Raw genomic sequence first — 23,097 nt, 5'->3', positions numbered from 1 at the left:
GGCTTGCGCCCCTTGATTGTTGTGGGGGGTTACCAGCCTAAAGCTATGCCAGCGCCAACAGTCCACTCGGAGTTGGTATCTGCTGCAACCGAGCCTTTCAGTACCATGCTGTCGGACGCGCGAGTAGAGAAACCAATAGCCATTGCTTGCTCATCACCACGAGCGCCCACTCCTGCACCGATGTTGAATTTCTGGGACTCTGTTACCTGCGGGATGTTACTCATTGCAGCCACTCCAGCGATGCCAGCATCAGCGCTACGTTTGTTGTCATCAATCTGACCTTTCAGGCTCTTGAAATGGGCGTTATTTTTAGTTTCCAGTTCAGAGATACGGCGTTCATGATTCGCCAGCTGGCGAGAGTTTTCTGCCACACGCTGGTTAGTCTGCACCTGAGCTGTTTTATTCTGCGCGATATGGGCATTAACAGTATCGATACGGCCATTCACAGCGTTCAGGCTGGAAATGTAATAAGAACTCACCTGGCTGTTATCGGTTGCCACATAGTTGTTAGTGGTATTGTTGACTACCTGGCTAGTACCTGCGCTTCCAGTAGTTCCGCTGGAGGCCTTAGCTATTGCAGTTTTGGTTACAGTAACTACCTGAGACACTGGTTTTGCGGCGTCGTTTGCAACAGTGACAGAGGATCCAATTTGCGGAGCCGGAGCGGCTTGCAAAGTATCAGGCGCATTGTTGACAGTCGCTACAGCCTGATAATTCGGCTGAACGTGGGGTTGTGGATTCGTCAACGTCGGAGCCTGCTGCGGTACCTGTGTTAAAGGCTGCGGCTGAGGTGCCGGAGCATTAACGGTCGGTTGCGGCTGCGGCGCCTGCGGCTGAGGCTGCGGGTTAATAATCGCTGGCGCAGCGACCAGCGTTGGTTTCAGCTGCGGCGCCTGCGGCTGAGGCTGTGGATTAATAATCGCTGGCGCGGCAACCGGGGTTGGTTTCAGCTGCGGCGCCTGCGGCTGAGGCTGCGGGTTAATGATCGCTGGCGCGGCAACCGGGGTTGGTTTCAGCTGCGGCGCCTGCGGCTGAGGCTGCGGGTTAATGATCGCTGGCGCGGCAACCGGGGTTGGTTTCAGCTGCGGCGCCTGCGGCTGAGGCTGCGGGTTAATGATCGCTGGCGCAGCGACCGGGGTTGGTTTCAACTGCGGTACTTGCGGCTGAGGCTGCGGGTTAATGATCGCTGGCGCGGCAACCGGGGTTGGTTTCAGCTGCGGTACTTGCGGCTGAGGCTGCGGGTTAATGATCGCTGGCGCGGCAACCGGGGTTGGTTTCAGCTGCGGCGCCTGCGGCTGAGGCTGCGGGCTAATGATCGCTGGCGCAGCGACCGGATTGGTTTCAGCTGCGGAACGGCCTGTGCAATCGGCTGTGGCTGGGCAACCGGTGCTTTAATGGTCGGTTTAAGCTGCGGCGCTTGTGGCTGAGGCTGCGGATTAATAATCGCTGGCGCAGCTACCGGGGTTGGTTTCAACTGCGGTACTTGCGGCTGAGGCTGCGGGTTAATGATCGCTGGCGCGGCAACCGGGGTTGGTTTCAGCTGCGGTACTTGCGGCTGAGGCTGCGGGTTAATGATCGCTGGCGCGGCAACCGGGGTTGGTTTCAGCTGCGGCGCCTGCGGCTGAGGCTGCGGGCTAATGATCGCTGGCGCAGCGACCGGATTGGTTTCAGCTGCGGAACGGCCTGTGCAATCGGCTGTGGCTGGGCAACAGGTGCTTTAATGGTCGGTTTAAGCTGCGGCGCTTGTGGCTGAGGCTGCGGATTAATAATCGCTGGCGCAGCTACCAGCGTTGGTTTCAGCTGCGGAACGGCCTGCATCACCGGCTGCGGCTGGGCAACAGGTGCTTTAATGGTCGGTTTAAGCTGCGGCGCCTGCGGCTGTGGCTGCGGATTAATAATCGCTGGCGCAGCAACCGGGGTTGGTTTCAGCTGCGGAACGGCCTGCACCACCGGCTGTGGCTGGGCAACAGGTGCTTTAATGGTCGGTTTAAGCTGCGGCGCTTGTGGCTGAGGCTGTGGATTAATGATCGCTGGCGCGGCAAGGTGCTTTAATGGTCGGTTTAAGCTGCGGCGCTTGTGGCTGAGGCTGCGGATTAATAATCGCTGGCGCAGCTACCAGCGTTGGTTTCAGCTGCGGAACGGCCTGCATCACCGGCTGCGGCTGGGCAACAGGTGCTTTAATGGTCGGTTTAAGCTGCGGCGCCTGCGGCTGTGGCTGCGGATTAATAATCGCTGGCGCAGCAACCGGGGTTGGTTTCAGCTGCGGAACGGCCTGCACCACCGGCTGTGGCTGGGCAACAGGTGCTTTAATGGTCGGTTTAAGCTGCGGCGCTTGTGGCTGAGGCTGTGGATTAATGATCGCTGGCGCGGCAACCGGGGTTGGTTTCAGCTGCGGAACGGCCTGTGCAATCGGCTGCGGCTGCGCAACAGGTACTTTAATCGCGGGTTTCAGCTGCGGCGCCTGTGGCTGTGGCTGCGGATTAATAATCGCTGGCGCAGCGACCGGGGTTGGTTTCAGCTGCGGAAAGGCCTGCACCACCGGCTGCGGCTGAGCAACAGGTGCTTTAATGGTCGGTTTCAGCTGCGGCGCTTGTGGCTGTGGCTGCGGATTAATAATCGCTGGCGCAGCGACCGGGGTTGGTTTCATCTGCGGAACGGCCTGCACCACCGGCTGCGGCTGGACAACAGGTGCTTTAATCGCGGGTTTCAGCTGCGGCGCCTGCGGCTGAGGCTGCGGGTTAATGATCGCTGGCGCGGCAACCGGAGTTGGCCTGGCCTGAGGCGCTGCCTGAATACCCGGTTGCGGCTGTATTCCAGGAGCCGGGATAATAGGTTTCAGCACTGGGGTTTGAACTGTTTTACCTGCAACAACATTTTTGGTAAGGCGAAGCTGGGTTGTGGCCGTTTTCGCGTTTGCTTTGGCCACATTAAACGCTGAGTGAGCTTTGTTCAGATTAACATAGGCTGTTTTAACCTGTCTGGAGCCAGTACCGTATTGTACTTCGGCATTGCGTGCTGCCAGGCGGGCGTTATCTACATCGTGCTTTGCGGTGCTAAGGATTTTCTTCGATAAGTCATAGAATTGGGTTGCAGCAATGACCTGTGGATTAGCATGAGCGTTAGATGCGATCACGCTCAAAACTACAGTGGCGATGAGTGATTTCTTCATGTTGTGTCTGCTATTATTAATCTGATCTGGGTTGTGTTAACTCGACTGTTTGGCGACGAGAGAGTTAACGTGATTTAGTTTCTGCGGCGGGGGAAACCTCGCCGTGCTTAGCCCTGAACTGTTGCAGATCCTCCCCGAACATATCCTGTCTCGTTTGCCTTAGCGGGTGAGCGGCTTCCCGGACGTATTCATAAAGCGATTCATCGATTCGAGTAATGAGCATGCGCCGTCTTTTTTTGCACGGGTACTTACTGAGTCGGTGCTTTGGGTTGGTCTGTTTTTAAATATTCGTATAGCCCCGCCTTGTCGCTTTTTTATCCACGATGGCGGTCTGGGGTCGAAGAATGCAGGCGGGTCAGAAACATGTCAACATGTAAAAGTGTTTAATAATTGTTGCAATACCCATGAAATTAATTCAATTTAAACTCTCTTAAACTTTCAAGCGAAAGAAAAGACAAAGTCAGAGTTTAATAATAATTCCTGTGACTATTAGCACTTCAAAATTACATATAAATATCACCCAATAGCCTTAAAAATGTCAGAAGTCTACTTAACGTCTTATACTGCAATACTTAGCAACATCTTATTGCCTACGCTAACCCTTCAACTTTTCCCTTTCTCACCTGATCTGTTTTAGCTTTCTGGAATGTTAACCATCAACGATGTGATCCCCGGTGAATCGCCTCATTTTGTTTTTATTTGGTTAATTTTTTAAAGTTGATGTAAAAACATACAATCAATGACTTCCTTCGAAGCACGAAAAAAAAGGCCCAAAGTTTGATGTCAGTCAATCTGTGGCTATGGGGATAGTTATGAGCAAAGTGACTGATGCAATAAAAATTAAGACCGGAAGAACGATAAAAACGACTTCCCTGGTGGATAGTATGCCTATAAGGCTGAAGAGAATTACATGGGTTCAGAAGAACAACTAGTCAGCACATAGTGTTATGCGAAGATTACTTATCATGGCTTTATTGATAGCCAAACACCCCGTTATCCACTATCCCTGTAGAGTTAGCCGTGACAGTGACTAACAGTTATAACCGGATGACACTATCCGAAGTATGCAAGTCATCCTTTATGCTTAGTAAGGGGCACCGCATGCGGTAACATCTATTATGGTGCGTATTAAGGTGTCAGAACAGGGTTGTAAAAAAACCCGCACATGGCGGGTTCTTAAGGAAGATAGTGAGTTTTGTCGATTTGTTGAGATATCTGACTCTACACACATTGCACAATCAGAAACTGTAGGTCACACCCACCGACATCAGCCCGGTCCAGGATTTGTCGACCATCGGGCTGTCTTTCACCTCATCGCTAAGACGGGCATAGCGACCGGTGCCGTAGACGTTCCAGTCGTTGGCAAACTTGTAGCTGGCGGTCAGCTCCAGGTACGGCTTCCAGCTGTCGTCTGCATCATAGCTGTGCAGCCCGCTGCGACGCGCTTCGTCACGGGAGACGCCATAATAGTAGTCGTTATAGTTGTCGCTGTTGTACTCCACACCGATACCCGGCGTCAGCGTCAGGCCGCCGTTGGTATAGCGGTATAACCATGCCAGATCCCAAATATAACCGTTACTGTTGTCGAGCGTGTCGCCCGCCAGCGCGGTACGCAGGAAGCCGTACTGGGTGTTATGTACCCAGGAAATCCCGGCCATCATGGTGCTCTTACGCTTGTCGAGCTGACGCAGCTGACGGTTGTCGCTGTCACCCGGCTTGAAGTGCGTTGGATCGTAGTAGGCCATGATGGAGAGTTTGTCGGTCTGGTCGTTCCACAGATAGTAGCCACCGCCCAGCCCACGGAACCAGAAGTTATCCCCTTCATAGGTGATAACCGGGACCGGGTAGAAATCGCGATCGTACTGTTTATAAGGGCTATTGATTACGCCGACGCCAGCGCCAATTGACCACTGATTCTCCGCGTATGCTGTACTCACTGAGGTGGCAACGATAATCCCCAGTGCCAGAAGTTTGAGTTTGGTCACAATCCATTCTTTCCTGTAGTCAAATAATCAGCGAGTGAAGTGTAACCGTCATTCCCCCCGTTGCTCAAAATTTTTTGTCTGCTAATTAATTTGATTAACAGAATATTTTGTTTGTCACAGATGACGAAACGCTGTCACGTTGATTACCGTTCAGTGAAGGAAGAGTGTTTAACGCTAAATATTTGGCTAATTTTCTGGATGAGTTATTGATATGTCATTGAAATTAGATTTGGCATACATGCAAGTTTTGCAAATGCCATCTACGCTTAATTTTAAGAAGCTGAATACCTGATCACCCCGCAGTTTCGGCCGCCCGACCTGGCACACGGGTTGCTGCTCTGGCAGTGAGGTGCAACGGATCCTGCTTCCGGGAGCCTCTACTATTCATATGAACGGCTCTTTTCCTGTGCTAAAAAACGAAAGGACGGCATGCCATGAATATATTCGATCACTATCGCCAGCGTTATGAAGCTGCCAAGGACGAAGAGTTCACACTGCAGGAGTTTCTTACCATCTGCCGGCAAGATCGCAGTGCTTATGCCAATGCGGCGGAACGACTATTGATGGCTATCGGTGAGCCAAATATGGTTGATACTGCCCAGGAGCCACGGCTTTCCCGTCTGTTTTCGAATCGGGTCGTCGCCCGATATCCTGCGTTTGAAGAATTTTACGGCATGGAAGATGCCATCGAGCAGATTGTTTCCTATCTGAAGCATGCTGCTCAGGGCCTGGAAGAGAAGAAACAGATTCTGTATCTGTTGGGTCCCGTCGGCGGCGGTAAATCGTCCCTCGCCGAGCGGCTGAAATCGTTGATGCAGCGCGTGCCGATTTACGTGCTGAGCGCCAACGGTGAACGCAGCCCGGTAAACGATCATCCGCTGTGTCTGTTTAACCCGCAGGAAGATGCGCAGATTCTGGATAAAGAGTACGGCATCCCCCGCCGCTATCTCGGCACGATCATGTCGCCGTGGGCAGCGAAACGCCTGCATGAATTTGGCGGCGATATCACCAAATTCCGCGTGGTGAAGGTGTGGCCATCCATTCTGGAACAGATTGCGATTGCTAAAACCGAACCGGGTGATGAGAACAACCAGGATATCTCTGCGCTGGTCGGTAAAGTGGACATCCGTAAACTGGAAAACCACGCCCAGAACGATCCTGACGCATACGGCTATTCCGGTGCGCTGTGCCGCGCCAACCAGGGAATTATGGAGTTCGTCGAGATGTTTAAAGCGCCTATCAAGGTGCTGCATCCACTGCTGACGGCAACCCAGGAAGGTAACTACAACGGTACGGAAGGTATCTCCGCCCTGCCGTTTAACGGCATTATCCTGGCGCACTCCAACGAATCTGAATGGGTACAGTTCAGAAACAATAAAAACAACGAGGCGTTCCTTGACCGTGTTTACATTGTCAAAGTCCCTTACTGCCTGCGGATCTCCGAAGAGATCAAGATTTACGAAAAACTGCTGAACCACAGTGAGCTGGTTCATGCCCCATGCGCCCCGGGAACCCTGGAAACGCTGTCGCGCTTCTCGATCCTGTCGCGCCTGAAAGAGCCGGAAAACTCCAGTATCTACTCGAAGATGCGTGTTTACGACGGTGAAAGCCTGAAAGACACCGATCCGAAAGCGAAATCCTACCAGGAGTATCGCGATTATGCCGGTGTTGATGAGGGGATGAACGGTCTCTCCACGCGCTTCGCGTTCAAAATTCTCTCCCGCGTGTTCAACTTTGATCATGCCGAAGTGGCTGCTAACCCGGTGCATCTGTTCTACGTTCTCGAGCAGCAGATTGAGCGTGAACAGTTCCCACAGGAGCAGGCTGAACGTTATCTGGAGTTCCTGAAAGGCTATCTGATCCCGAAATACGCCGAGTTTATCGGCAAAGAGATCCAGACCGCCTATCTTGAATCTTACTCTGAGTACGGGCAGAACATCTTTGACCGCTATGTCACCTATGCCGATTTCTGGATCCAGGATCAGGAGTACCGCGACCCGGATACCGGCCAGCTGTTTGACCGCGAGTCACTGAATGCGGAGCTGGAAAAAATCGAGAAGCCTGCCGGGATCAGTAACCCGAAAGACTTCCGTAATGAGATCGTCAACTTCGTGCTGCGCGCCAGAGCGAATTTCAGCGGACGCAATCCAAACTGGACCAGCTACGAAAAACTGCGCACCGTTATTGAGAAGAAAATGTTCTCCAATACCGAGGAGCTGTTGCCGGTCATTTCATTCAATGCCAAAACCTCAACCGACGAGCAGAAAAAGCACGACGATTTTGTCGACCGCATGATGGAAAAAGGTTACACCCGCAAACAGGTTCGCCTGCTCTGCGAATGGTACCTGCGCGTACGTAAGTCGTCTTAACACTGTGCCCGGTGGCGCTATCGCTTACCGGGCCTACAACTCCGATCCGCAGGCCGGACAGGCATTAGCGCCATCCGGCACTTACGGACAATGCAAGTTGGCAAATGCAGTACGGGGGGCATATGACCTGGTTTATTGACCGGCGTCTTAACGGCAAAAACAAGAGCACGGTGAATCGCCAGCGCTTCTTGCGTCGTTATAAAGCGCAAATCAAACAGTCGATCTCCGAGGCCATTAACAAGCGTTCGGTGACCGACGTAGACAGCGGGGAGTCCGTCTCTATCCCGACGGACGACATTAGCGAACCGATGTTCCATCAGGGTCGCGGCGGCCTGCGCCATCGCGTTCATCCGGGTAATGACCATTTTGTGCAGAACGACCGCATCGAGCGTCCACAGGGCGGCGGCGGTGGGGGCGGCAGTGGTCAGGGCCAGGCCAGCCAGGACGGTGAAGGTCAGGATGAGTTTGTATTCCAGATCTCCAAGGATGAATACCTGGATCTGCTGTTTGAAGATTTGGCCCTGCCAAATTTGAAGAAGAACCAGCATCGTCAGTTGAACGAATACAAAACGCACCGGGCTGGTTTCACCGCCAATGGCGTACCGGCTAACATCAGCGTAGTGCGTTCCCTGCAGAACTCACTGGCGCGACGCACCGCCATGACCGCGGGTAAACGGCGCGAGCTGCGCGAGCTGGAAGCCAGCCTGGAGAGTGTGGCGAAGAGCGAGCCGGCGCAGCTGCTGGAAGAGGAGCGTTTGCGCAAAGAGATTGCCGAACTGCGCGCAAAAATCGAGCGCGTGCCGTTTATCGACACCTTTGACCTGCGTTACAAGAATTATGAAAAACGTGCCGAGCCTTCAAGCCAGGCGGTGATGTTCTGCCTGATGGACGTCTCTGGCTCGATGGATCAAGCCACCAAGGACATGGCCAAGCGCTTTTATATTCTGCTCTATCTGTTCCTGAGCCGAACCTATAAGAACGTGGAGGTAGTCTATATTCGCCACCACACCCAGGCAAAAGAGGTGGACGAGCACGAGTTCTTCTATTCGCAGGAGACGGGCGGGACAATTGTTTCCAGTGCCCTGAAACTGATGGATGAAGTGGTGAAGGAGCGTTACGATCCGGCGCAGTGGAACATCTATGCCGCGCAGGCCTCGGACGGTGATAACTGGGCAGATGATTCACCGCTGTGCCATGAAATTCTGGCGAAAAAACTTCTGCCCGTGGTGCGTTACTACAGCTATATCGAGATCACCCGCCGCGCCCACCAGACGCTGTGGCGTGAATATGAACATCTGCAAGCCACCTTTGATAACTTCGCGATGCAGCACATTCGCGACCAGGAAGATATCTATCCGGTGTTCAGGGAGCTGTTCCACAAGCAATCTGCCACCAGCAACAGCTAACGTCACCGCCGGTCAATGACCGGCGGTTTTACGTTGGCCTCAGAACGTCACGTTCATTTTCGCCCAGACCGTGCGGCCCGGTTCGTTTACCGGCGTGTCGGAGGAGTAACCAAAGCTGCTGTTTCCCGCCAGGTTAAGATGTTCGCTGTAGTCTTTGTCCAGCAGGTTATCGACGCCAGTACTGAGCTTCAGGTACTTATTGACCCGGTACGCCGCGTTAGCGGAGAGGATCGCAAACCCGGCGCTCTGATCGAAATCTTTTCCGACCACGTTACCTTCGTTCATCGCCACCCGATGCTGCGGGCTAACCATGCGCAGCAGCCCGGTTGAGCTCAGGTCGCCCTTCTCCCACGTCAGGCCAAGACGTGCTTCCAGCGGCGGCATTTGCGGCAGCGGCTGGTGATCGTCGGTGTTCTGGCCCCAGGAGTAGTTAAGGGTGGCATCGGTTTTCCACTCATCGCTCAGCTTATACGACGCGCCCATCTCACCGCCCATAATGGTGGCATCAACGTTGTCAGCCTGACTGACGTGGGAGTCGTCCGGATCGTAGATAAACAGGATGTAGTCGTTAATACGCCCAACGTAGGCGGAGATCCAGCCGGTGGTGCGCTCGCCTTTGTACTGCGCCCCGACGTCGAGCTGGGTGGTTTGCTCTGGCTTCAGATTATCAAACACGTCCGAAGTGCCGCCCGGGCCGTAAGTAGGCGAGAACAGCTCCCAGTAATCCGGGAAACGTTCGGTATACCCCAGCCCGGCGTACACCATCGCTGGCACCGTGCCCAGATTGTGCTCCACGCGCAGGAAGCCCGCCGGGAGAGTATCTTCCCGGCTGTCGCTGCCGATGCCGGTGTAGTTGTCCACTTCCACCTTATCCAGACGCGCCCCGACGATCGCTTTGCTCAGATCGGTGGCATTCCACGTCAGCTCGCTGAACGCGCCGTAATCATGAAAACGCGCATCCTCCTGCCAGCCTTTATTTTCGTCGTCTTCATTGCTGCGATGGGTGTTGGTTTGCATATCCAGACCGCCCTTCAGCTGGAAATCCGACCACAGCCAGGTGCCCATCATCCTGCCGCCAACGGTGCGGCGATCGACCTGTTTCTCCATCGGCATCGACATATCCATCGACCCCATCGGCATCCCGCCCATCGAGCCAGAATCCGGGGAGCGCATGGAGTAGTTATCCATGATGTGGTTGGCGTAGTTGTAGTAGACGCTCATATCCAGCGAGTCGAAAACTTCGCCGATGTTCTCTTTCTTAAAGCGCAGGCCCAGGCTTTCGCGTTTGAACTGGGAGCCGTCCATGCCGCGCCCGGCATAACTGGCATCGCCGTTACCCTGACCGGCGGTGAGTTCCAGCAGCGTATCCGCGTCTGGCGTCCAGCCAATCGCCATATCGGTGTTCCACTTGTCCCACTTCGAGGCCACACGATCGCCGTTGCCGTCTTTATAGTCACCCGATTTTGATTTATTGCCATTCAGGCGAACGTAGCCGGTATCGTTACCAAAGCTGACGTCAGCGTTCTCGTCGAAGCGATCGTTAGAAGCGGCGAGGAAGCTGGCGTCACCTTTGATGCCTGCGCTGTCAAAGCGCGGTGGTTCACGTTCAAAACGGACCGTCCCGGCAGAGTTGCCCGGCCCCCAGAGCACGGTTTCCGGCCCTTTGGTGACCGTGAGCAGATCGTAGCTTTCAGGCGAGATGTACGAGCTGGGTGCATCCATCCTCGCCGGACAGGCGCCGAGCATTTCGCTGTCGTTGGTCAGCAGGCGCAGGCGCGAGCCAAACATGCCGCGAAAGACCGGGTCGCCATTGCTGCCGCCGTTACGGATCTGGCTAAAGCCGGGGATGGTTTTGAGGTAGTCCGAGCCGTCGCTGGCCGGGACCGGCTGACGCGGCGTTTTTGGTGACGTCACGACCTCAAGGGGTGACAGGACAGGTGCCGTCACGGTGATCACATCCTGATCGTCCACCGGCGCTGTGGGGGTATTTTCCGCCGCCTGGGTGGTGGCGGAGAGCGCGAGCAGCAGCGACAGAGCCAGCGGATGGGGGGTAAAAATAAGGTTTTTCATTCCTGTGCCTGATTTCAAAGTGCGTGGTGTACCGCTGCAAAACCGATTCCTTTCGCTGACGAAAACGCTTAACGAGCTGGCACATAAACTGGGGTCAAATTTTGCCCGGATGCGCGGGCCTGAACAACGCGGCGTGAAGAGAATAAGAGGTGCAGAAAAGAGTTGAAAATTCAAAAAAGAGGCCAGTTAAGGCAAACAGGCGGCATAAATAATGACGCCAGCAAGGCATTCGCCCAAATTACACCCTTTTTTGCACATCCCCCTTTTTACTGGCGCGCGAGCGCGTAAAGTAAGCAGGCTTACTTTTTTTATTTTGGCAAGGAATACAATATGTTTGACCCTACCCTGCTCATTCTTCTGGGCCTGGCCGCGCTGGGCTTCGTCAGCCATAACACCACGGTGGCGATTTCGATTCTGGTGCTGATCATTGTCCGGGTGACGCCGCTAAATACGTTTTTCCCGTGGATTGAAAAACAGGGCCTGACCGTCGGGATTATTATCCTTACCATCGGCGTGATGGCCCCGATCGCCAGCGGCACTTTACCGGCCTCAACGTTGATTCACGCCTTTATGAACTGGAAATCGCTCATCGCCATTGCCGTCGGCGTGTTTGTCTCCTGGCTTGGCGGGCGCGGCGTCACGCTGATGAGCTCCCAGCCCACGCTGGTGGCCGGACTGCTGGTGGGGACCGTACTGGGCGTGGCGCTGTTTCGCGGCGTCCCGGTCGGGCCGCTGATCGCCGCCGGGCTGGTGTCGCTGTTTATCGGGAAGTCGTAGCGAGGCTGGCGATATACCGGGCCGGGGTCTGCCCCAGCCCCTTTTTGAACATGGTGATAAACGCCGTGGTGGAGTCATAGCCCAGACTTTGCGCCACCTGCTGCACCGACTGCCCGCTAATCAGTCCCTGCAGGGCGACAATCAGCTGAAGCTGATGCCGCCAGCGGCGAAAGCTGAGCCCGGTTTCGCTCACCACCAGCCGGGCAAGATTGCGCTCACTCATCGCAAAATGGCCCGCCCACTGGTGCAGCGTCTGCCACTCTGCAGGGGATTCGGCCATAGTGTCGCTCATCAGGCGTATTTTAGGGTGGGTGGATACCGGCAGCTGCAGCTGCTCCTGCGGCTGCCGGGGCAGTTCATCAAACAGCACTTCCACCAGCCGGCGGGTTGCCGGCTCCTGCACGTCCGGGCTGCGTTCGGCCAGCGTGAGGATCAACTCCCGCACCAGCGGCGAAATTTTCAGGGTGCAGCAGCGATCCGGTAGCGATACAGCGTCGGGTTCGATAAATAAAAAGCAGAGTCGGGCGCTGGGTGTCGCCTTGTTGCTGTGCGGCAGCTGGCCGGGGATCCAGACGGCAAACTGCGGCGGCACCATCCACATGGCGTTCTCCACTTCGCAGGTAATGGCGCCGTGCAGGGCCAGTATGAGCTGCCCTTTGCGGTGCTGGTGGAACGGGATGCGCTGCTCGTCTGCCACCACGCGCACATGAAACGCCACCGCGGGGTCGTGCTGACTGTCGGGATCGTATCCCTCAAGACCGAGTCCTTGCATAAGGTTGTCCGATATTAGCGATAATCTGTCATTTTAGCTTGATTTCATTCCCCGTGAAAATGCGTATCCTTAAGGCTCATTTCGACGTAAGAGACACTCATGACCCTTGCCCTTTCTGCTACAGGCAAACAGCGAGCGCTGTTGATTGCCGGAATTTTGCTGATTGCCACCTCGCTGCGGGTGACATTTACCGGTGCCGCGCCGCTGCTGGACGCCATTCGCACCGATTATGCCCTGACCACCGCCCAGACCGGGTTGCTCACCACCCTGCCCCTGCTGGCCTTTGCCCTGATCTCGCCGCTGGCGGCGGGGCTCGCCCGGCGTATCGGCATGGAGCGCAGCCTGTTTATTGCGTTGCTGCTGATTATTGCCGGGATCGCCCTGCGTTCGTTGCCCTCCGCAATGCTGCTGTTTGGCGGCACCGCTATCATCGGGTGCGGCATTGCGCTGGGCAACGTGCTGCTGCCGGGGCTTATCAAACGCGATTTTCCCGGCCAGGTGGCGAAACTGACCGGGGCGTACTCTCTGACCATGGGGGCCGCAGCCGCGCTGGGCTCGGCGCTGGTGGTGCCCGTGGCACTGAGCGGGGCGGGCTGGCACGGGGCGCTGTTGATGCTAATGGCGTTTCCGCTGCTGGCGCTGTTGCTGTGGCTGCCGCAATGGCGTCAGCGTCCTGCCGGTTCCCTCAGCGGGGCACGCGCGCTGCAAAACCGGGGGATCTGGCGTTCAGCGCTGGCCTGGCAGGTGACGCTGTTTCTGGGGATCAACTCGCTGATTTACTATGTGATTATTGGCTGGCTTCCGGCGATCCTGCAGAGTCACGGGTACAGCGAAACCGAGGCGGGTTCCCTGCACGGGCTGTTGCAGCTGGCGACCGCCGCGCCGGGAATTGTGGTGCCATTAATTCTGCTTCGCCTGAAGGATCAGCGCGGTATCGCCGGGCTGGCGGCAATGATGTGCGCGGTGAGCGCAGCCGGGCTGTGGTTTATGCCGGATATGGCGGTGACGTGGACGCTGATATTTGGCTTTGGCTCCGGCGCGACCATGATCCTCGGCCTGACCTTTATCGGCCTGCGTGCCAGCTCGGCTCATCAGGCGGCGGCCCTTTCCGGGATGGCGCAATCGGTCGGCTACCTGCTGGCCGCCTGTGGCCCACCGCTGATGGGTAAAATCCATGATGCTAACGGCGACTGGCGGATCCCGCTGCTTGCCTGCGCGCTGGTGTCAGTCATCATGGCGGTCTGCGGTATGCTTGCCGGGCGCGATCGGGAGATCACGCCAGGCTGAGTCGTCTTCAGTAATTCTGCGCCGCTCGAAGCAGAGCCTGTACCAGCGGCGCAGGACGTCCTGCCAGCGCTGCACGCTCGTGCTGGAACAGCGTCGCCACGAAGAACGGATGCGTGACCAGCTCAACGGCGCGGATCTCACCCTGGTCATCCCAGCCGGTGACGCGCATATCGCTCTTCTCCAGCGCCTGCGAGAACTCAGGCGATACACCATAATTGCAGTGATAGCCCTCCTCGATCTCTTCCTGACCATAGGCTTTAGCGATCAGGGTGTTGGCACGTAATTCGATGGTATCGGCGACCTCCACCAGCGAGCAGGTCAGCGGGGCAATCACCATCCGGCCTTCGGTATCGGTTTCCGCATGGGCGGCATCTTCCCAGCCCATTACGTTACGCGCGTATTCAATGAGCGCATGCTGGAATCCACCGCAGGTGCCAAGGAAGGGCACGCTGTTTTCACGGGCATAGCGCGCTGCAATAAATGCGGCTTCGGTGTTTTTATACGGACTTGCAGGAACCAGCCACAGAGCATCGTAGCCGACCAGGTCTTCCGGGCTGGTTAATTCGGTGGTAGCCAGCCAGTCGTAGTCGGCGGTGATGTCCAGCACCGCAGCGGCATCGTCAATGGCCAGAGGGATCGCCTGGTGAGCCAGCGCATCATGATTGTAGTCGCCGACCAGTGCAATTCGGAGGGTATCTTTTACCGGAGAGAGTTCCATAGAGTGATCCTTATGCCAGATAAATATCAGATAACATAAGGCGCGTCAGACTACCGATCTTTCGTTGATATCACAACACCTTAAAATAAGGAGCATAAGAATGATTCAGTGCAAACGGCTCTATGACGAGGCCAGTCAGGAGGATGGCTACCGGATCCTGGTGGATCGGCTCTGGCCGCGGGGAATGAAAAAAGAGGCGCTGACATACGATGAGTGGTGTAAGGCACTGGCGCCTTCAGATGAACTGCGTAAAGCATTTCACAGTGAGACAATCGACTTTGCCAGCTTCAGCAAGGCCTATCGTCAGGAGCTTGCATCACACGAGGATGAGGGACAGCGAATTGCTCGCCTGGCGGACGACCAGACCGTGACGCTGCTCTATGGCGCAAAAGACCGGCAGCAGAATCACGCCCTGGTGTTAGCCGACTGGCTGCGTCAGCTGTAAGTCAGTCCAGCATTAGGGCGTCGAGCGTTTCCGGTGCCTCTTCAGGCGTGAGCGGCATCAGGTGTTCCGGGCGCACAAACGCAAAGCCGGGTTGGTTATCCACTGACCAGACATCACCGGTTACCAGCCACAGGGCGCGCTCTGCCCCTTGCGGCAGCTCAGTCACCACGCCGTTAACCGGGTTTAAAAAACGCTGTCCCGGCTGGCAGAGGCTAAACAGCTCAACGGATTTGCCAATATTTCGACGCCCTGCTGGCGTACGGGCGCCAATAATCATCGCCAGGCTGCCCGGATTCAACTGAAACATGCTTCCTCTTATCTGGATACTGAATATAAGATTTTTCTTAGTGCGGATTTTAGCTCAGCCAAATGGCCGTGTCACCAGGCGGAAAAGGTGAATTTTTCTCCATGATTTCTTCATTATGCCGACAAGCTTTATCGCTATAGTGTGGCCGTTCTCACAATGACCAGAGAACATCATTCCGTAATCAAGATGCTATATTTCCCCGGCCCCGTGCCGGGGTTTTTTCCTGCCACAATGCGCAGTTCCTCGCCTGAATATTTGAAATGTTATCAATTCATGTTTTACTGTCCGCGGTCTAATCTTTCAGCAAAACAGACAGCTACAGAGGTCTTCTGTAAAGGAGTTGAGCAGCGTCATGTCGGATATCATTCTTGCCCGTGTTTCAGAAACGCTCAGCACTGAGCAATCACTTGAGAGCCTGGTGCGTCAGTTGCTCGAAATGCTGGAGGTGGTGACGGATATGGAGTCCACCTACCTCACCAAAATTGATATCAACGCCCGCCTGCAGCACATTCTCTACGCCAGAAACAGCAAGCAGATGCATATCCCTGAAGGGCTGAGCGTTCCCTGGGATGAGACGCTGTGTAAACGGGCGATCGATTCCGACTGCTTCTACAGCGATAACGTCCCGGAACGTTTTGCGGACTGCGAGGCCGCAAAAGCGCTGGGTATTACCACCTTTATGAGCATACCCATTCAGCTGACGGATGGGACGCTCTATGGCACCCTGTGCGCCACCAGCACTCGCAAACAGCAGTTGAGCGAGCGCGGCGAGCATGTCTTAAAGCTCTTCGCCGGGCTCATCGCCCAGTACATCGAGAAAGAGTCCCTGGTGACTCAGCTGCGCGAGGCCAATGCCGCTCTGATTGCGTATTCCTATACCGATGCTCTTACCGGATTGCCTAATCGTCGCGCCATCTTTGACAACCTCACCACCCTCTTTTCACTGGCACGCCATCTGAAGCGTAACGCCATTATCGCTTATATCGATCTGGATGATTTTAAGCTCATCAACGATCGCTATGGCCATGAGGCGGGCGATCGCTTTCTGGTGGAGGTGGGTAAACGACTGAACGACGGACGCGACGATGATGATATCGTCGGCAGGCTGGGGGGCGACGAATTTCTGGTTGCCTGTCTGGGTCAGGATCGCGAGACCGGCGATCGCATCCCGTTAACCGTGCTAAAAACGCAGCTGAGCACCCAGATTGCCGGTGAATACGTCCTGGGGGATGTACATATCCTTTATCCGGGTGCCAGCCTTGGGGTGATTGAGGTGGACCCGGCAGAACTGGATGCCGACAGCGCCCTGCGGGCAGCCGATGCTGCCATGTACAGAGATAAAAAAGGGAAAGTGAAAACGCCCTTTCTCAATATCGATTAACCCCGTACACTCGACGGGCTTTGTATTTGAGGACAGGTGATAGCATGCGGCTTGGTATTCTGTTCCCGATCGTGATTTTTATCACGGCGGTGGTATTTTTAACGTGGTTTTTTGTCGGCGGTTACGCTGCGCCCGGGGGATAAATGAGAAAAACGACGATTATTATGCTGATTGTCGCCATTGTGGCCGTAGCCGGTAGCCAGCTGGGCTGGTGGTGAATCGCAAAAAAAGACCGCCCATCGGCGGTCTTTTTTTGCACTGTGAGGTTAGCTTCTCACCTTACGGTAAATGAACAGCACAACCAGCGCACCAATTACCGCAACCATAAAGCTGCCGAAGTTAAAGCCATCGACTCTGCCGAATCCGAAGAGGGTACTAATCCAGCCGCCGACCACGGCACCGATGATACCCAGAATGACCGTAACGATGAATCCACCGCCATCTTTGCCCGGCATGATCCACTTCGCCAGAATACCCGCGATAAGCCCAAAGATAATCCAGGATATGATTCCCATAACTGCTTTCCTCTCTGTATGGTTTTTGTCGTCAAATCAAGTACACAGAAAGCTTAGCACAGGATTCAGAAATGCAAGTTTGTGATTGCCATCACGTGAAAAATTTAAGAATTTGTCGGGAAATGCAGGTTCCGTACAAACATTGGGGTTGCAATCGTTAATGAGAAAAATTATCTTTCTCACTACTGAATAGTTGAGCAAAACACTCAGGTATTCAGTACGACATTGCTCACATTGCTTCCAGTATTTCTTGCCCACTTAACGTGGGCTTTTTTTTGCCTGTTATCCTGCGATTTGACGTTCTGGATTTTGCTATTACGCTTAAAGACATTATTTCAGTTAAATCATAATGGTATTGATATCATGAATGTTTCCAGCAAATTCGTCATTTGTATCAACCTTGTTTGTGCCAGCTCGTTGCTACTCCTACTCTCTGACAAATTTAACTGGTTTTAACGTGAGCAAGCCCGGCATCCCGCCGGGTTTCATCTTTTTAATCATCCCCTTCGATTAAAAACCCTGCCCGACGTATCGCCTCTTTACTGTCCGGGACGCCTGCAGCGTACCCTGCTTCGATTCGGCGCAGCTCAGCATCATCAAACATCATTCCTTCTGCGTATCCATAAAAAACGGGAGCCCATTGGCTCCCGTTCTTATAACCCGTAATCCGGATTACATGTTTTCGATGATCGCGTCACCAAACTCTGAACATTTCAGCAGCTTAGCGCCTTCCATCAGACGTTCGAAGTCATAGGTCACGGTCTTGTTGTTGATCGCGCCTTCCATACCTTTAACGATCAGGTCTGCGGCTTCGAACCACTCCATGTTACGCAGCAGTATATGATTTATTTCATGTTAAGCTTTTGAATTAATTAAATTTATATAGAAGTTATGTCATGAAATCAGATATTAAATCACTTCAGAAAATGACAATTAATACAGGCAGTTAACTTTTGTTTTGGGGAAGTGAAATAATAATTAAATCGAATATTTTTCAATCATTTTGAACCTCTACATCACTTGATTTTCGTCAGTTCAATAGCTTTTACTACCCGTACAGGGGGATTTTGTCTTATCCTCCTGCGGCCCTGATCTCTGTTAATGCTTCTTTCGTATAATCTTCCAGCGCCTGGTCTTCTTCGGGGGTAAGCAGTCCATAAACTTTACCTGCGAGATACACCGGATAAACACTGTCCATCGAAGAGGCTGTACTTTGCCTTGTCGCTGCCGGTATGGTCTTGATGGTATAGCCCTGACCTGCCGCCGGGTTGCTGCTCTCCCCAGGGCCGACATTCGACCAGTCATATGAGCCACCGCCACCGCTAACGGCCATCAGTTCCCATTCTCCGTAGTGAAGATATCCAGAACTGACATTGAAATGGCAATACGCCGTGAGGTTAACTGATACTCCTGTCACCCTGACAGTCACCAGGGCGATATACATTTCAGTGATTACTGATTGAGGCCCATTATTGAGAATAGCCCCTGTCTCAAGATAATAAATGCCGGGCGCGGCAGTCAGGGGATCAAGTGACTGCCCTGACGTGATATGAGTAATTGTCGGCCCGCCACTGCCTCCGGCGGTGCTCATGCTGATGGATTCAGAATTATAAATTTGGCCCATGTTGATTAGTCCGTTACAGAAAAGATGTTGTTTGCGCCCGGTGTCAGGCTGTCCACGCATTTCACATACAATTTTTCGCCGTCTTCAAGCACAACGTTTTTGAGTTCTCCCGCGTTGATAGCGTGGCCGAACGTCAAATCTGGCGCTGCTGTTGCAATCGCCAGATACGCCTGGGAAGTTCCGCTATTTTTCTCAATCGAAATCGGGTTGGCCGTAGGGCCGGTGTAAATCGCAAACCAGCCATCTGACGGTTTAACGGTGCTGTTAATGGTGCTCATTGGTTTTCCTTAAAGTGGGAGTTTGACCCCAGCGGGCAACGCCGGAAACACTGCGGGGTTTTGTGTTAAATCGGTATTAGCGAGATTGACGGAATATTGCTGCAGCGCCGCCAGCGCATCGAGATCGGCCTGTGTCGCCACACCCAGCGATACTGCAGATTGCAGCGGGAACGCCGCGGCGCTGGTAGCGATTAGCAGCCGATTGAATCTGGCCGTGTTGGCGGCAGTGACCTGCGCCGGATCAACAGCAGGCGTAACGTATGAGGCAATTTCCCCGTAATCACCATTTACCAGCGCCTGGTATATTTCTCGCCCGTGCTCACTCGGATCAGACAGAGAAGCCGTGAATGCCAGCCCTTCACCGTGGCCATCGATATCGATCACGACATCAATCGAGGACAGGTCACTGCTTGAATAAACTGGCGATCGGATATTTTTAACAGACGTGATCCCGTCGATTCGGTAGTAAAGGCACAGGCCAACATCATCACCGCTCTGGGCGACGTTCACGCCCATGCTTTTCCATGTACCTGCCGGACTGCCGGCCGACTGTACAATAATAGATTTATCGCCCCAGCCCACTCCGTCACGCTGCGCACCGACGCCGGACCAGAGCAGGGACGACCCCGGCATAGTGCCGCCCACATTTACCAGGACGTTCGCACTTAGCAGCGCAAAAGTACCTGGTGCACCGGGGGTACTGTAATGAGCGCTGGTCCCGTCAGCTCCGGCTGGCCCCTGCGGACCTTGTGGTCCTTCCGGCCCCTGAGGTCCGACAGGTCCCTGAGGACCCTCCGGGCCCGCTGGTCCCTGCGGTCCCGGCACGGTACTGCCCTCCCCGTCATCTCCTCTCTGAGCCATAAGCGACCAGTATTGATTGTCTGCCAAATCTGGCGCCGGTGGTGTCTGCCCGGTGTTAGCCTCGACGCAGTAGTAAGATGAGCCCTGATAACGTACCGCATCACGGAAAGCGTAAGCGGTCTTTGCATCCCACTCTTTGCGCCAGTTGATATTAGTATCGGTGTCCAGGGCATCCATGGCCTTATGCGCCCAGTGATACGCGGAGAATTCCGGGCCAGCGCCATGCTCAAAATCCAGCACCGGCACATCAACGGGGTTTTCGGCCCATTGGCGGCTGCGCAATACCGCAGCGGATGCCAGTTCAAGCGCGGCTTTTACCTCCTGAACAACCAGCGGCGTGAGGAGTTCCGGCGCGGGGGAAAGCATAAACGTTTGCAGTGGGCCGGGGGCGCTGTCGGAATAGACCATGATGTTATTCACGCGCGTCTTGATGCCGCTACGTTCAAAAAACACCGCGTATTTTCCAGGGTTGACCGAAAAATCATAATTGCCGGATTGATTGGCGATGCATTCAGACCATGTGTCCTGCACGATCTGTTGTGTAGTGGTGATCGCCCTCAGTAATATTTTTACGTAGGCTTCCGGGCGCTGCATCGGGCCGATCAACTGGCCGTAAATGCGGATCGGGGTAATCGCAACTGGCGGCAGGTCGAGCGGCGCCGGTTGCGGGTTTCGGTTACGCATTAAAGCTCCTCCAGATCATCAAGCGTGAACGGCGCGCCAGATTGCTTCATCCATTCATTGATCGCCTTGCGCTTACTGGCGTTTTCCATCAGCACGGTGTTCCGGCGTTCCTGACTCAGCCGCGCATCTTCCTTCGCCTGTTCACGCAGCTGGAACAGTTCCGCATCATGCATCCAGGTTCCTTCCCGGAATGCAAGAACATGACCAGTACGGGGAGGTGGCGGCGTTTTTTGCGTGGCATATGCAGGCGTCAGCCATACACCGGGCTCCAGCGGTGATGGGCGCGCCGGGGAACTGGCAAGATATTCGCCGGTTGATTCGTGGTAGTGGTGGATTGCCGGACGCGCTGCGGCGTAATCCGGCCTTTCATACCAGGCATACACCGAAGCGGAGACCGTCGCTGATGCACCAATGGCCCACAGGATGGGCAGCATAGGCACGCTCATAGGCATGGTTTCGCTGTCGCCAGTGGAATCAATAAAATCAGTCGGTACTGCGCCAGCATCACCGGGCCCGTTGAATTTGATGAATGTGCCGTCTGAATCGCCGTCCTGGGTCAGGTTACGCAGGGTGTATTTCGTCACAACGTGGGTATGGGACTTAAATAAGTCAGAATAGTACTTAAGCATCAGCGCATAGTTAGAGCGTGACGCCCCGTTATCCGCGCCCCTCACATAGCGGGAACGCAGGTCCGGGATATAAAACGAGGCGCTGTCCGGCACCAGGCCGTTGGCCGTTGCTACGCTGTCACCAATGATCGCGTACAGAGCCGCGTATGTCGTTTTAGAGAGTTGTGATCCGTCCATCATTACGGCGTACGGCGGCGGGGTGGCGCCCACATACCAGCTGTGCGTCCCCAGCGGCCCGGAGTCGCCCACCTTCTGTACTTCTTCGGTCACAAATTCTGTGGTTGCAATACGGGTGCTGCTGTCACCTGTAGGCGGCGTCGGCGCGGTAGGCTCGCCCTCAAAGCAGGGGCTGAGAATCGGTGCGGCACCGGCCACCATGTTCACGCCGTGATCGTCGTCCGGATCATAATGCAGTCCGTCCGCTGTTTTTAGCGGTTCTGTCGCCAGGTCCAGGCGTAACCAGTAGGTTGGATCGTCAATATAAAACGATGTATACAGCTGCGCGCCATCGAATCCCACAATTGTTATGGAGTAAGCCCCGTCCACCCAAGGGGTAACGGGCAGGCCCTGATAAACGATGACACCTGCGCTGTTAGTCTCCAGCGGTTGGGTTAGTGGGACTTTGTTAACCGTGGCTCCATCCGTCCACTGCATTAAATAAACTTGCTGGCGATTTTCTGGTAGAGTGGCGTCAGTATTTGCCTTGCCAATGAATATTTTAGCATTTTCTGCTGCGATTCCGAAAAACGGATTGATAAACTGCGAGGTGGGGTTTGTTACTAGGCTTGACATATATCCTCTATGATATCTGAATATACAGGGAAATAATTAAATGATTAATGATAAATTAGATGGTGAGTACATCATTCATAATGGAGTTCTAAGCTCAATCAATGAAAAAACAGACTTCAGAAAATATAAAGCGTCGCTAGGCCTCATAACTGTAGAAGCAGGTGAAATTTTCTTGCGAAAAAGAAATCATATCTGCTCACAAAATTTTAACCATGAAGATATTGATAACACTGAACTAAACTCACATTACACACATAAAAAAATAGCACAAAGCTACATCACGTCTGATTACTCAAGCGAAAGTACGGATATAATTATAAAGGGAGGCTTATACAGTCAGTCTTATTGGGATAGAATTAAAGCTGTCCATCCCCTAACGAACCTTGATGACGATAATTACAACGACCATTATGACAATGAGAAAGGCTCCTATAAAAATTTAGATATCTTCCCGGTTAAAAATGTTTATGTGACAATAAAAAACATTCCTGATGATAAAGGAACGATGACATTTGACGGCACAGATACTGGTGTTTTTTTTGGGAGGTACCATACTGATTTAGATGAAAACTCCGAAACAAATAATGTTGTCACTGTAAATTTTGAATTATACGTATCCAACAAATTATTCAATCAATTGATAACTGACATTAACTTAGCAAAAGATATTAAAATCAACATCATTACCAAGCTATTCAGACATGAATCCTTTGAGGATACTCTTGTGCTTGACTCATCTTGGTTGCATAGTAATTTATTCGCCACATTGAGCGAAATAAACTACTCAACACATTTAAATAGTGCAATAACAAACAATAAAAACAATGAGGACGATTGTGATAATAATGAGAATGATACGGAACCATCTAACATTGAAGTATTAACAAAAGAAATTAAAGAGCATGCTTATTCTGCGGATCATGGTATATGGGCACTTAAGAAAACAGCTGATAACATACTTGCGTCGACTTCATATCAATGGCTTCAGATTGCAATTCTGGGTCTAATTGCCTGGAAGCTTTTCTAAT

Annotated in this window: 24 protein-coding genes and 1 pseudogene; 10 read left to right on the top strand and 15 right to left on the bottom strand. The window is 53.7% G+C overall.

Annotated elements, in window-relative coordinates:
• Positions 1–29: 29 nt before the first annotated feature.
• The 5 genes from NB069_RS08915 to NB069_RS08895 form a co-directional block, all read right to left on the bottom strand.
• Complete coding sequence (locus NB069_RS08915; RefSeq protein ID WP_250589013.1) at positions 30–1,148, bottom strand: YadA C-terminal domain-containing protein; 1,119 nt, start codon at positions 1,146–1,148, stop codon at positions 30–32.
• Positions 1,149–1,276: 128 nt separating this feature from the next.
• The gene (locus NB069_RS08910) at positions 1,277–1,474 is read right to left on the bottom strand and encodes a hypothetical protein (RefSeq protein ID WP_250589012.1); all 198 of its coding nucleotides are present in this window, start codon (positions 1,472–1,474) and stop codon (positions 1,277–1,279) included.
• A gap of 128 nt (positions 1,475–1,602) precedes the next feature.
• Positions 1,603–1,950 (bottom strand): hypothetical protein, encoded by a 348-nt coding sequence (locus tag NB069_RS08905; RefSeq protein ID WP_250589011.1) that lies wholly within the window; start codon positions 1,948–1,950, stop codon positions 1,603–1,605.
• Between the two features lie 70 nt (positions 1,951–2,020).
• Complete coding sequence (locus NB069_RS08900; RefSeq protein ID WP_250589010.1) at positions 2,021–2,842, bottom strand: hypothetical protein; 822 nt, start codon at positions 2,840–2,842, stop codon at positions 2,021–2,023.
• A gap of 1,565 nt (positions 2,843–4,407) precedes the next feature.
• A complete protein-coding gene (locus tag NB069_RS08895; protein ID WP_250589009.1) occupies positions 4,408–5,154 on the bottom strand; it encodes a MipA/OmpV family protein in 747 nt (248 codons plus the stop codon).
• A 434-nt stretch (positions 5,155–5,588) separates the two neighbouring features.
• Between NB069_RS08895 and yeaG the strand changes: the two genes are divergently transcribed.
• Both yeaG and NB069_RS08885 read left to right on the top strand, forming a co-directional pair.
• The gene (yeaG, locus tag NB069_RS08890; protein ID WP_250589008.1) at positions 5,589–7,523 is read left to right on the top strand and encodes a protein kinase YeaG; all 1,935 of its coding nucleotides are present in this window, start codon (positions 5,589–5,591) and stop codon (positions 7,521–7,523) included.
• Positions 7,524–7,645: 122 nt separating this feature from the next.
• The gene (locus NB069_RS08885; RefSeq protein WP_250589007.1) at positions 7,646–8,929 is read left to right on the top strand and encodes a YeaH/YhbH family protein; all 1,284 of its coding nucleotides are present in this window, start codon (positions 7,646–7,648) and stop codon (positions 8,927–8,929) included.
• Positions 8,930–8,968: 39 nt separating this feature from the next.
• Here the strand turns inward: NB069_RS08885 and NB069_RS08880 are convergent, their stop codons facing one another.
• Entirely contained in the window at positions 8,969–10,999 is a 2,031-nt protein-coding gene (locus tag NB069_RS08880; RefSeq protein WP_250589006.1) for a TonB-dependent copper receptor, read from the bottom strand.
• Positions 11,000–11,329: 330 nt separating this feature from the next.
• On the opposite strand from NB069_RS08880, the gene NB069_RS08875 reads away from it, so the two are divergent.
• Entirely contained in the window at positions 11,330–11,776 is a 447-nt protein-coding gene (locus NB069_RS08875) for a DUF441 domain-containing protein (RefSeq protein WP_250589005.1), read from the top strand.
• Here NB069_RS08875 and NB069_RS08870 read toward each other — a convergent pair.
• On the bottom strand, positions 11,760–12,548 hold the full coding sequence (locus NB069_RS08870; protein ID WP_250589004.1) for an AraC family transcriptional regulator: 789 nt from the start codon (positions 12,546–12,548) through the stop codon (positions 11,760–11,762). The two genes, NB069_RS08875 and NB069_RS08870, sit on opposite strands and share 17 nt — an antisense overlap.
• 99 nt (positions 12,549–12,647) lie before the next feature.
• Here NB069_RS08870 and NB069_RS08865 point away from each other — a divergent pair, with 99 nt between their 5' ends.
• A complete protein-coding gene (locus tag NB069_RS08865; RefSeq protein WP_250589003.1) occupies positions 12,648–13,835 on the top strand; it encodes a CynX/NimT family MFS transporter in 1,188 nt (395 codons plus the stop codon).
• Positions 13,836–13,842: 7 nt separating this feature from the next.
• Here NB069_RS08865 and NB069_RS08860 read toward each other — a convergent pair whose 3' ends face one another.
• Entirely contained in the window at positions 13,843–14,553 is a 711-nt protein-coding gene (locus tag NB069_RS08860; RefSeq protein ID WP_250589002.1) for a CTP synthase C-terminal region-related (seleno)protein, read from the bottom strand.
• A 100-nt stretch (positions 14,554–14,653) separates the two neighbouring features.
• Here NB069_RS08860 and NB069_RS08855 point away from each other — a divergent pair, with 100 nt between their 5' ends.
• Positions 14,654–14,998, top strand: coding sequence for a DUF488 domain-containing protein (locus tag NB069_RS08855; protein ID WP_250589001.1), 345 nt, complete (start codon positions 14,654–14,656; stop codon positions 14,996–14,998).
• A 1-nt stretch (position 14,999) separates the two neighbouring features.
• Here the strand turns inward: NB069_RS08855 and NB069_RS08850 are convergent, their stop codons facing one another.
• Positions 15,000–15,305: a hypothetical protein gene (locus NB069_RS08850; RefSeq protein WP_250589000.1), complete on the bottom strand. Its 306-nt coding sequence runs from the start codon at positions 15,303–15,305 to the stop codon at positions 15,000–15,002.
• A gap of 352 nt (positions 15,306–15,657) precedes the next feature.
• On the opposite strand from NB069_RS08850, the gene NB069_RS08845 reads away from it, so the two are divergent.
• The 3 genes from NB069_RS08845 to yoaJ are packed head-to-tail and all read left to right on the top strand — an operon-like array spanning position 15,658 to position 16,904.
• Positions 15,658–16,686 carry a sensor domain-containing diguanylate cyclase gene (locus NB069_RS08845; RefSeq protein WP_250588999.1) on the top strand — a complete coding sequence of 343 codons (1,029 nt, stop codon included), beginning with the start codon at positions 15,658–15,660 and terminating at the stop codon, positions 16,684–16,686.
• A 44-nt stretch (positions 16,687–16,730) separates the two neighbouring features.
• Positions 16,731–16,829 (top strand): YoaK family small membrane protein, encoded by a 99-nt coding sequence (locus NB069_RS08840; RefSeq protein WP_250588998.1) that lies wholly within the window; start codon positions 16,731–16,733, stop codon positions 16,827–16,829.
• Positions 16,830–16,904, top strand: coding sequence for a protein YoaJ (gene yoaJ, locus NB069_RS22520; protein WP_073885218.1), 75 nt, complete (start codon positions 16,830–16,832; stop codon positions 16,902–16,904).
• A 48-nt stretch (positions 16,905–16,952) separates the two neighbouring features.
• On the opposite strand, the gene NB069_RS08835 is transcribed toward yoaJ, so the two are convergent.
• Complete coding sequence (locus tag NB069_RS08835) at positions 16,953–17,201, bottom strand: GlsB/YeaQ/YmgE family stress response membrane protein (RefSeq protein ID WP_032617669.1); 249 nt, start codon at positions 17,199–17,201, stop codon at positions 16,953–16,955.
• 363 nt (positions 17,202–17,564) lie between these two features.
• Here NB069_RS08835 and yncL point away from each other — a divergent pair, with 363 nt between their 5' ends.
• A complete protein-coding gene (gene yncL / locus NB069_RS08830) occupies positions 17,565–17,657 on the top strand; it encodes a stress response membrane protein YncL (RefSeq protein WP_250588997.1) in 93 nt (30 codons plus the stop codon).
• Positions 17,658–17,873: 216 nt separating this feature from the next.
• Here yncL and NB069_RS08825 read toward each other — a convergent pair.
• The 5 genes and pseudogenes from NB069_RS08825 to NB069_RS08805 form a co-directional block, all read right to left on the bottom strand.
• Positions 17,874–18,041, bottom strand: a pseudogene (locus tag NB069_RS08825) (NADP-dependent isocitrate dehydrogenase); the annotation flags it as partial.
• A gap of 232 nt (positions 18,042–18,273) precedes the next feature.
• Entirely contained in the window at positions 18,274–18,825 is a 552-nt protein-coding gene (locus NB069_RS08820) for a hypothetical protein (RefSeq protein WP_250588996.1), read from the bottom strand.
• A gap of 5 nt (positions 18,826–18,830) precedes the next feature.
• Positions 18,831–19,103: a hypothetical protein gene (locus NB069_RS08815; protein ID WP_250588995.1), complete on the bottom strand. Its 273-nt coding sequence runs from the start codon at positions 19,101–19,103 to the stop codon at positions 18,831–18,833.
• 9 nt (positions 19,104–19,112) lie between these two features.
• The gene (locus NB069_RS08810) at positions 19,113–20,648 is read right to left on the bottom strand and encodes a prophage tail fiber N-terminal domain-containing protein (RefSeq protein ID WP_250588994.1); all 1,536 of its coding nucleotides are present in this window, start codon (positions 20,646–20,648) and stop codon (positions 19,113–19,115) included.
• Positions 20,648–22,069, bottom strand: a complete 1,422-nt coding sequence (locus tag NB069_RS08805) for a phage tailspike protein (protein WP_250588993.1) — start codon at positions 22,067–22,069, stop codon at positions 20,648–20,650. The genes NB069_RS08810 and NB069_RS08805 overlap by 1 nt, the downstream gene beginning before the upstream one ends.
• A 40-nt stretch (positions 22,070–22,109) precedes the next feature.
• Here NB069_RS08805 and NB069_RS08800 point away from each other — a divergent pair, with 40 nt between their 5' ends.
• Positions 22,110–23,096, top strand: coding sequence for a hypothetical protein (locus NB069_RS08800; RefSeq protein WP_250588992.1), 987 nt, complete (start codon positions 22,110–22,112; stop codon positions 23,094–23,096).
• The last annotated feature ends 1 nt before the right edge of the window (position 23,097 follow it).

The organism is Leclercia adecarboxylata, assembly GCF_023639785.1.
Taxonomy (GTDB): domain Bacteria; phylum Pseudomonadota; class Gammaproteobacteria; order Enterobacterales; family Enterobacteriaceae; genus Enterobacter; species Enterobacter adecarboxylatus_D.
The sequence above is the reverse complement of the archived record's forward strand: the minus strand, read 5'-3'. Positions and strand labels throughout refer to the sequence as shown.

Bases quoted from the DNA above. Each gene is read 5' to 3' on its own strand.
- NB069_RS08855 (WP_250589001.1), top strand. From the start codon at position 14,654: ATGATTCAGTGCAAACGGCTCTATGACGAGGCCAGTCAGGAGGATGGC.
- NB069_RS08875 (WP_250589005.1), top strand. From the start codon at position 11,330: ATGTTTGACCCTACCCTGCTCATTCTTCTGGGCCTGGCCGCGCTGGGC.
- NB069_RS08880 (WP_250589006.1), bottom strand. From the start codon at position 10,999: ATGAAAAACCTTATTTTTACCCCCCATCCGCTGGCTCTGTCGCTGCTG.
- NB069_RS08865 (WP_250589003.1), top strand. From the start codon at position 12,648: ATGACCCTTGCCCTTTCTGCTACAGGCAAACAGCGAGCGCTGTTGATT.
- NB069_RS08805 (WP_250588993.1), bottom strand. From the start codon at position 22,069: ATGTCAAGCCTAGTAACAAACCCCACCTCGCAGTTTATCAATCCGTTT.
- NB069_RS08810 (WP_250588994.1), bottom strand. From the start codon at position 20,648: ATGCGTAACCGAAACCCGCAACCGGCGCCGCTCGACCTGCCGCCAGTT.
- NB069_RS08815 (WP_250588995.1), bottom strand. From the start codon at position 19,103: ATGAGCACCATTAACAGCACCGTTAAACCGTCAGATGGCTGGTTTGCG.
- NB069_RS08820 (WP_250588996.1), bottom strand. From the start codon at position 18,825: ATGGGCCAAATTTATAATTCTGAATCCATCAGCATGAGCACCGCCGGA.
- NB069_RS08870 (WP_250589004.1), bottom strand. From the start codon at position 12,548: ATGCAAGGACTCGGTCTTGAGGGATACGATCCCGACAGTCAGCACGAC.
- NB069_RS08885 (WP_250589007.1), top strand. From the start codon at position 7,646: ATGACCTGGTTTATTGACCGGCGTCTTAACGGCAAAAACAAGAGCACG.
- NB069_RS08860 (WP_250589002.1), bottom strand. From the start codon at position 14,553: ATGGAACTCTCTCCGGTAAAAGATACCCTCCGAATTGCACTGGTCGGC.
- NB069_RS08840 (WP_250588998.1), top strand. From the start codon at position 16,731: ATGCGGCTTGGTATTCTGTTCCCGATCGTGATTTTTATCACGGCGGTG.
- NB069_RS08835 (WP_032617669.1), bottom strand. From the start codon at position 17,201: ATGGGAATCATATCCTGGATTATCTTTGGGCTTATCGCGGGTATTCTG.
- NB069_RS08845 (WP_250588999.1), top strand. From the start codon at position 15,658: ATGTCGGATATCATTCTTGCCCGTGTTTCAGAAACGCTCAGCACTGAG.
- yncL (WP_250588997.1), top strand. From the start codon at position 17,565: ATGAATGTTTCCAGCAAATTCGTCATTTGTATCAACCTTGTTTGTGCC.
- NB069_RS08850 (WP_250589000.1), bottom strand. From the start codon at position 15,305: ATGTTTCAGTTGAATCCGGGCAGCCTGGCGATGATTATTGGCGCCCGT.
- yeaG (WP_250589008.1), top strand. From the start codon at position 5,589: ATGAATATATTCGATCACTATCGCCAGCGTTATGAAGCTGCCAAGGAC.
- NB069_RS08800 (WP_250588992.1), top strand. From the start codon at position 22,110: ATGATTAATGATAAATTAGATGGTGAGTACATCATTCATAATGGAGTT.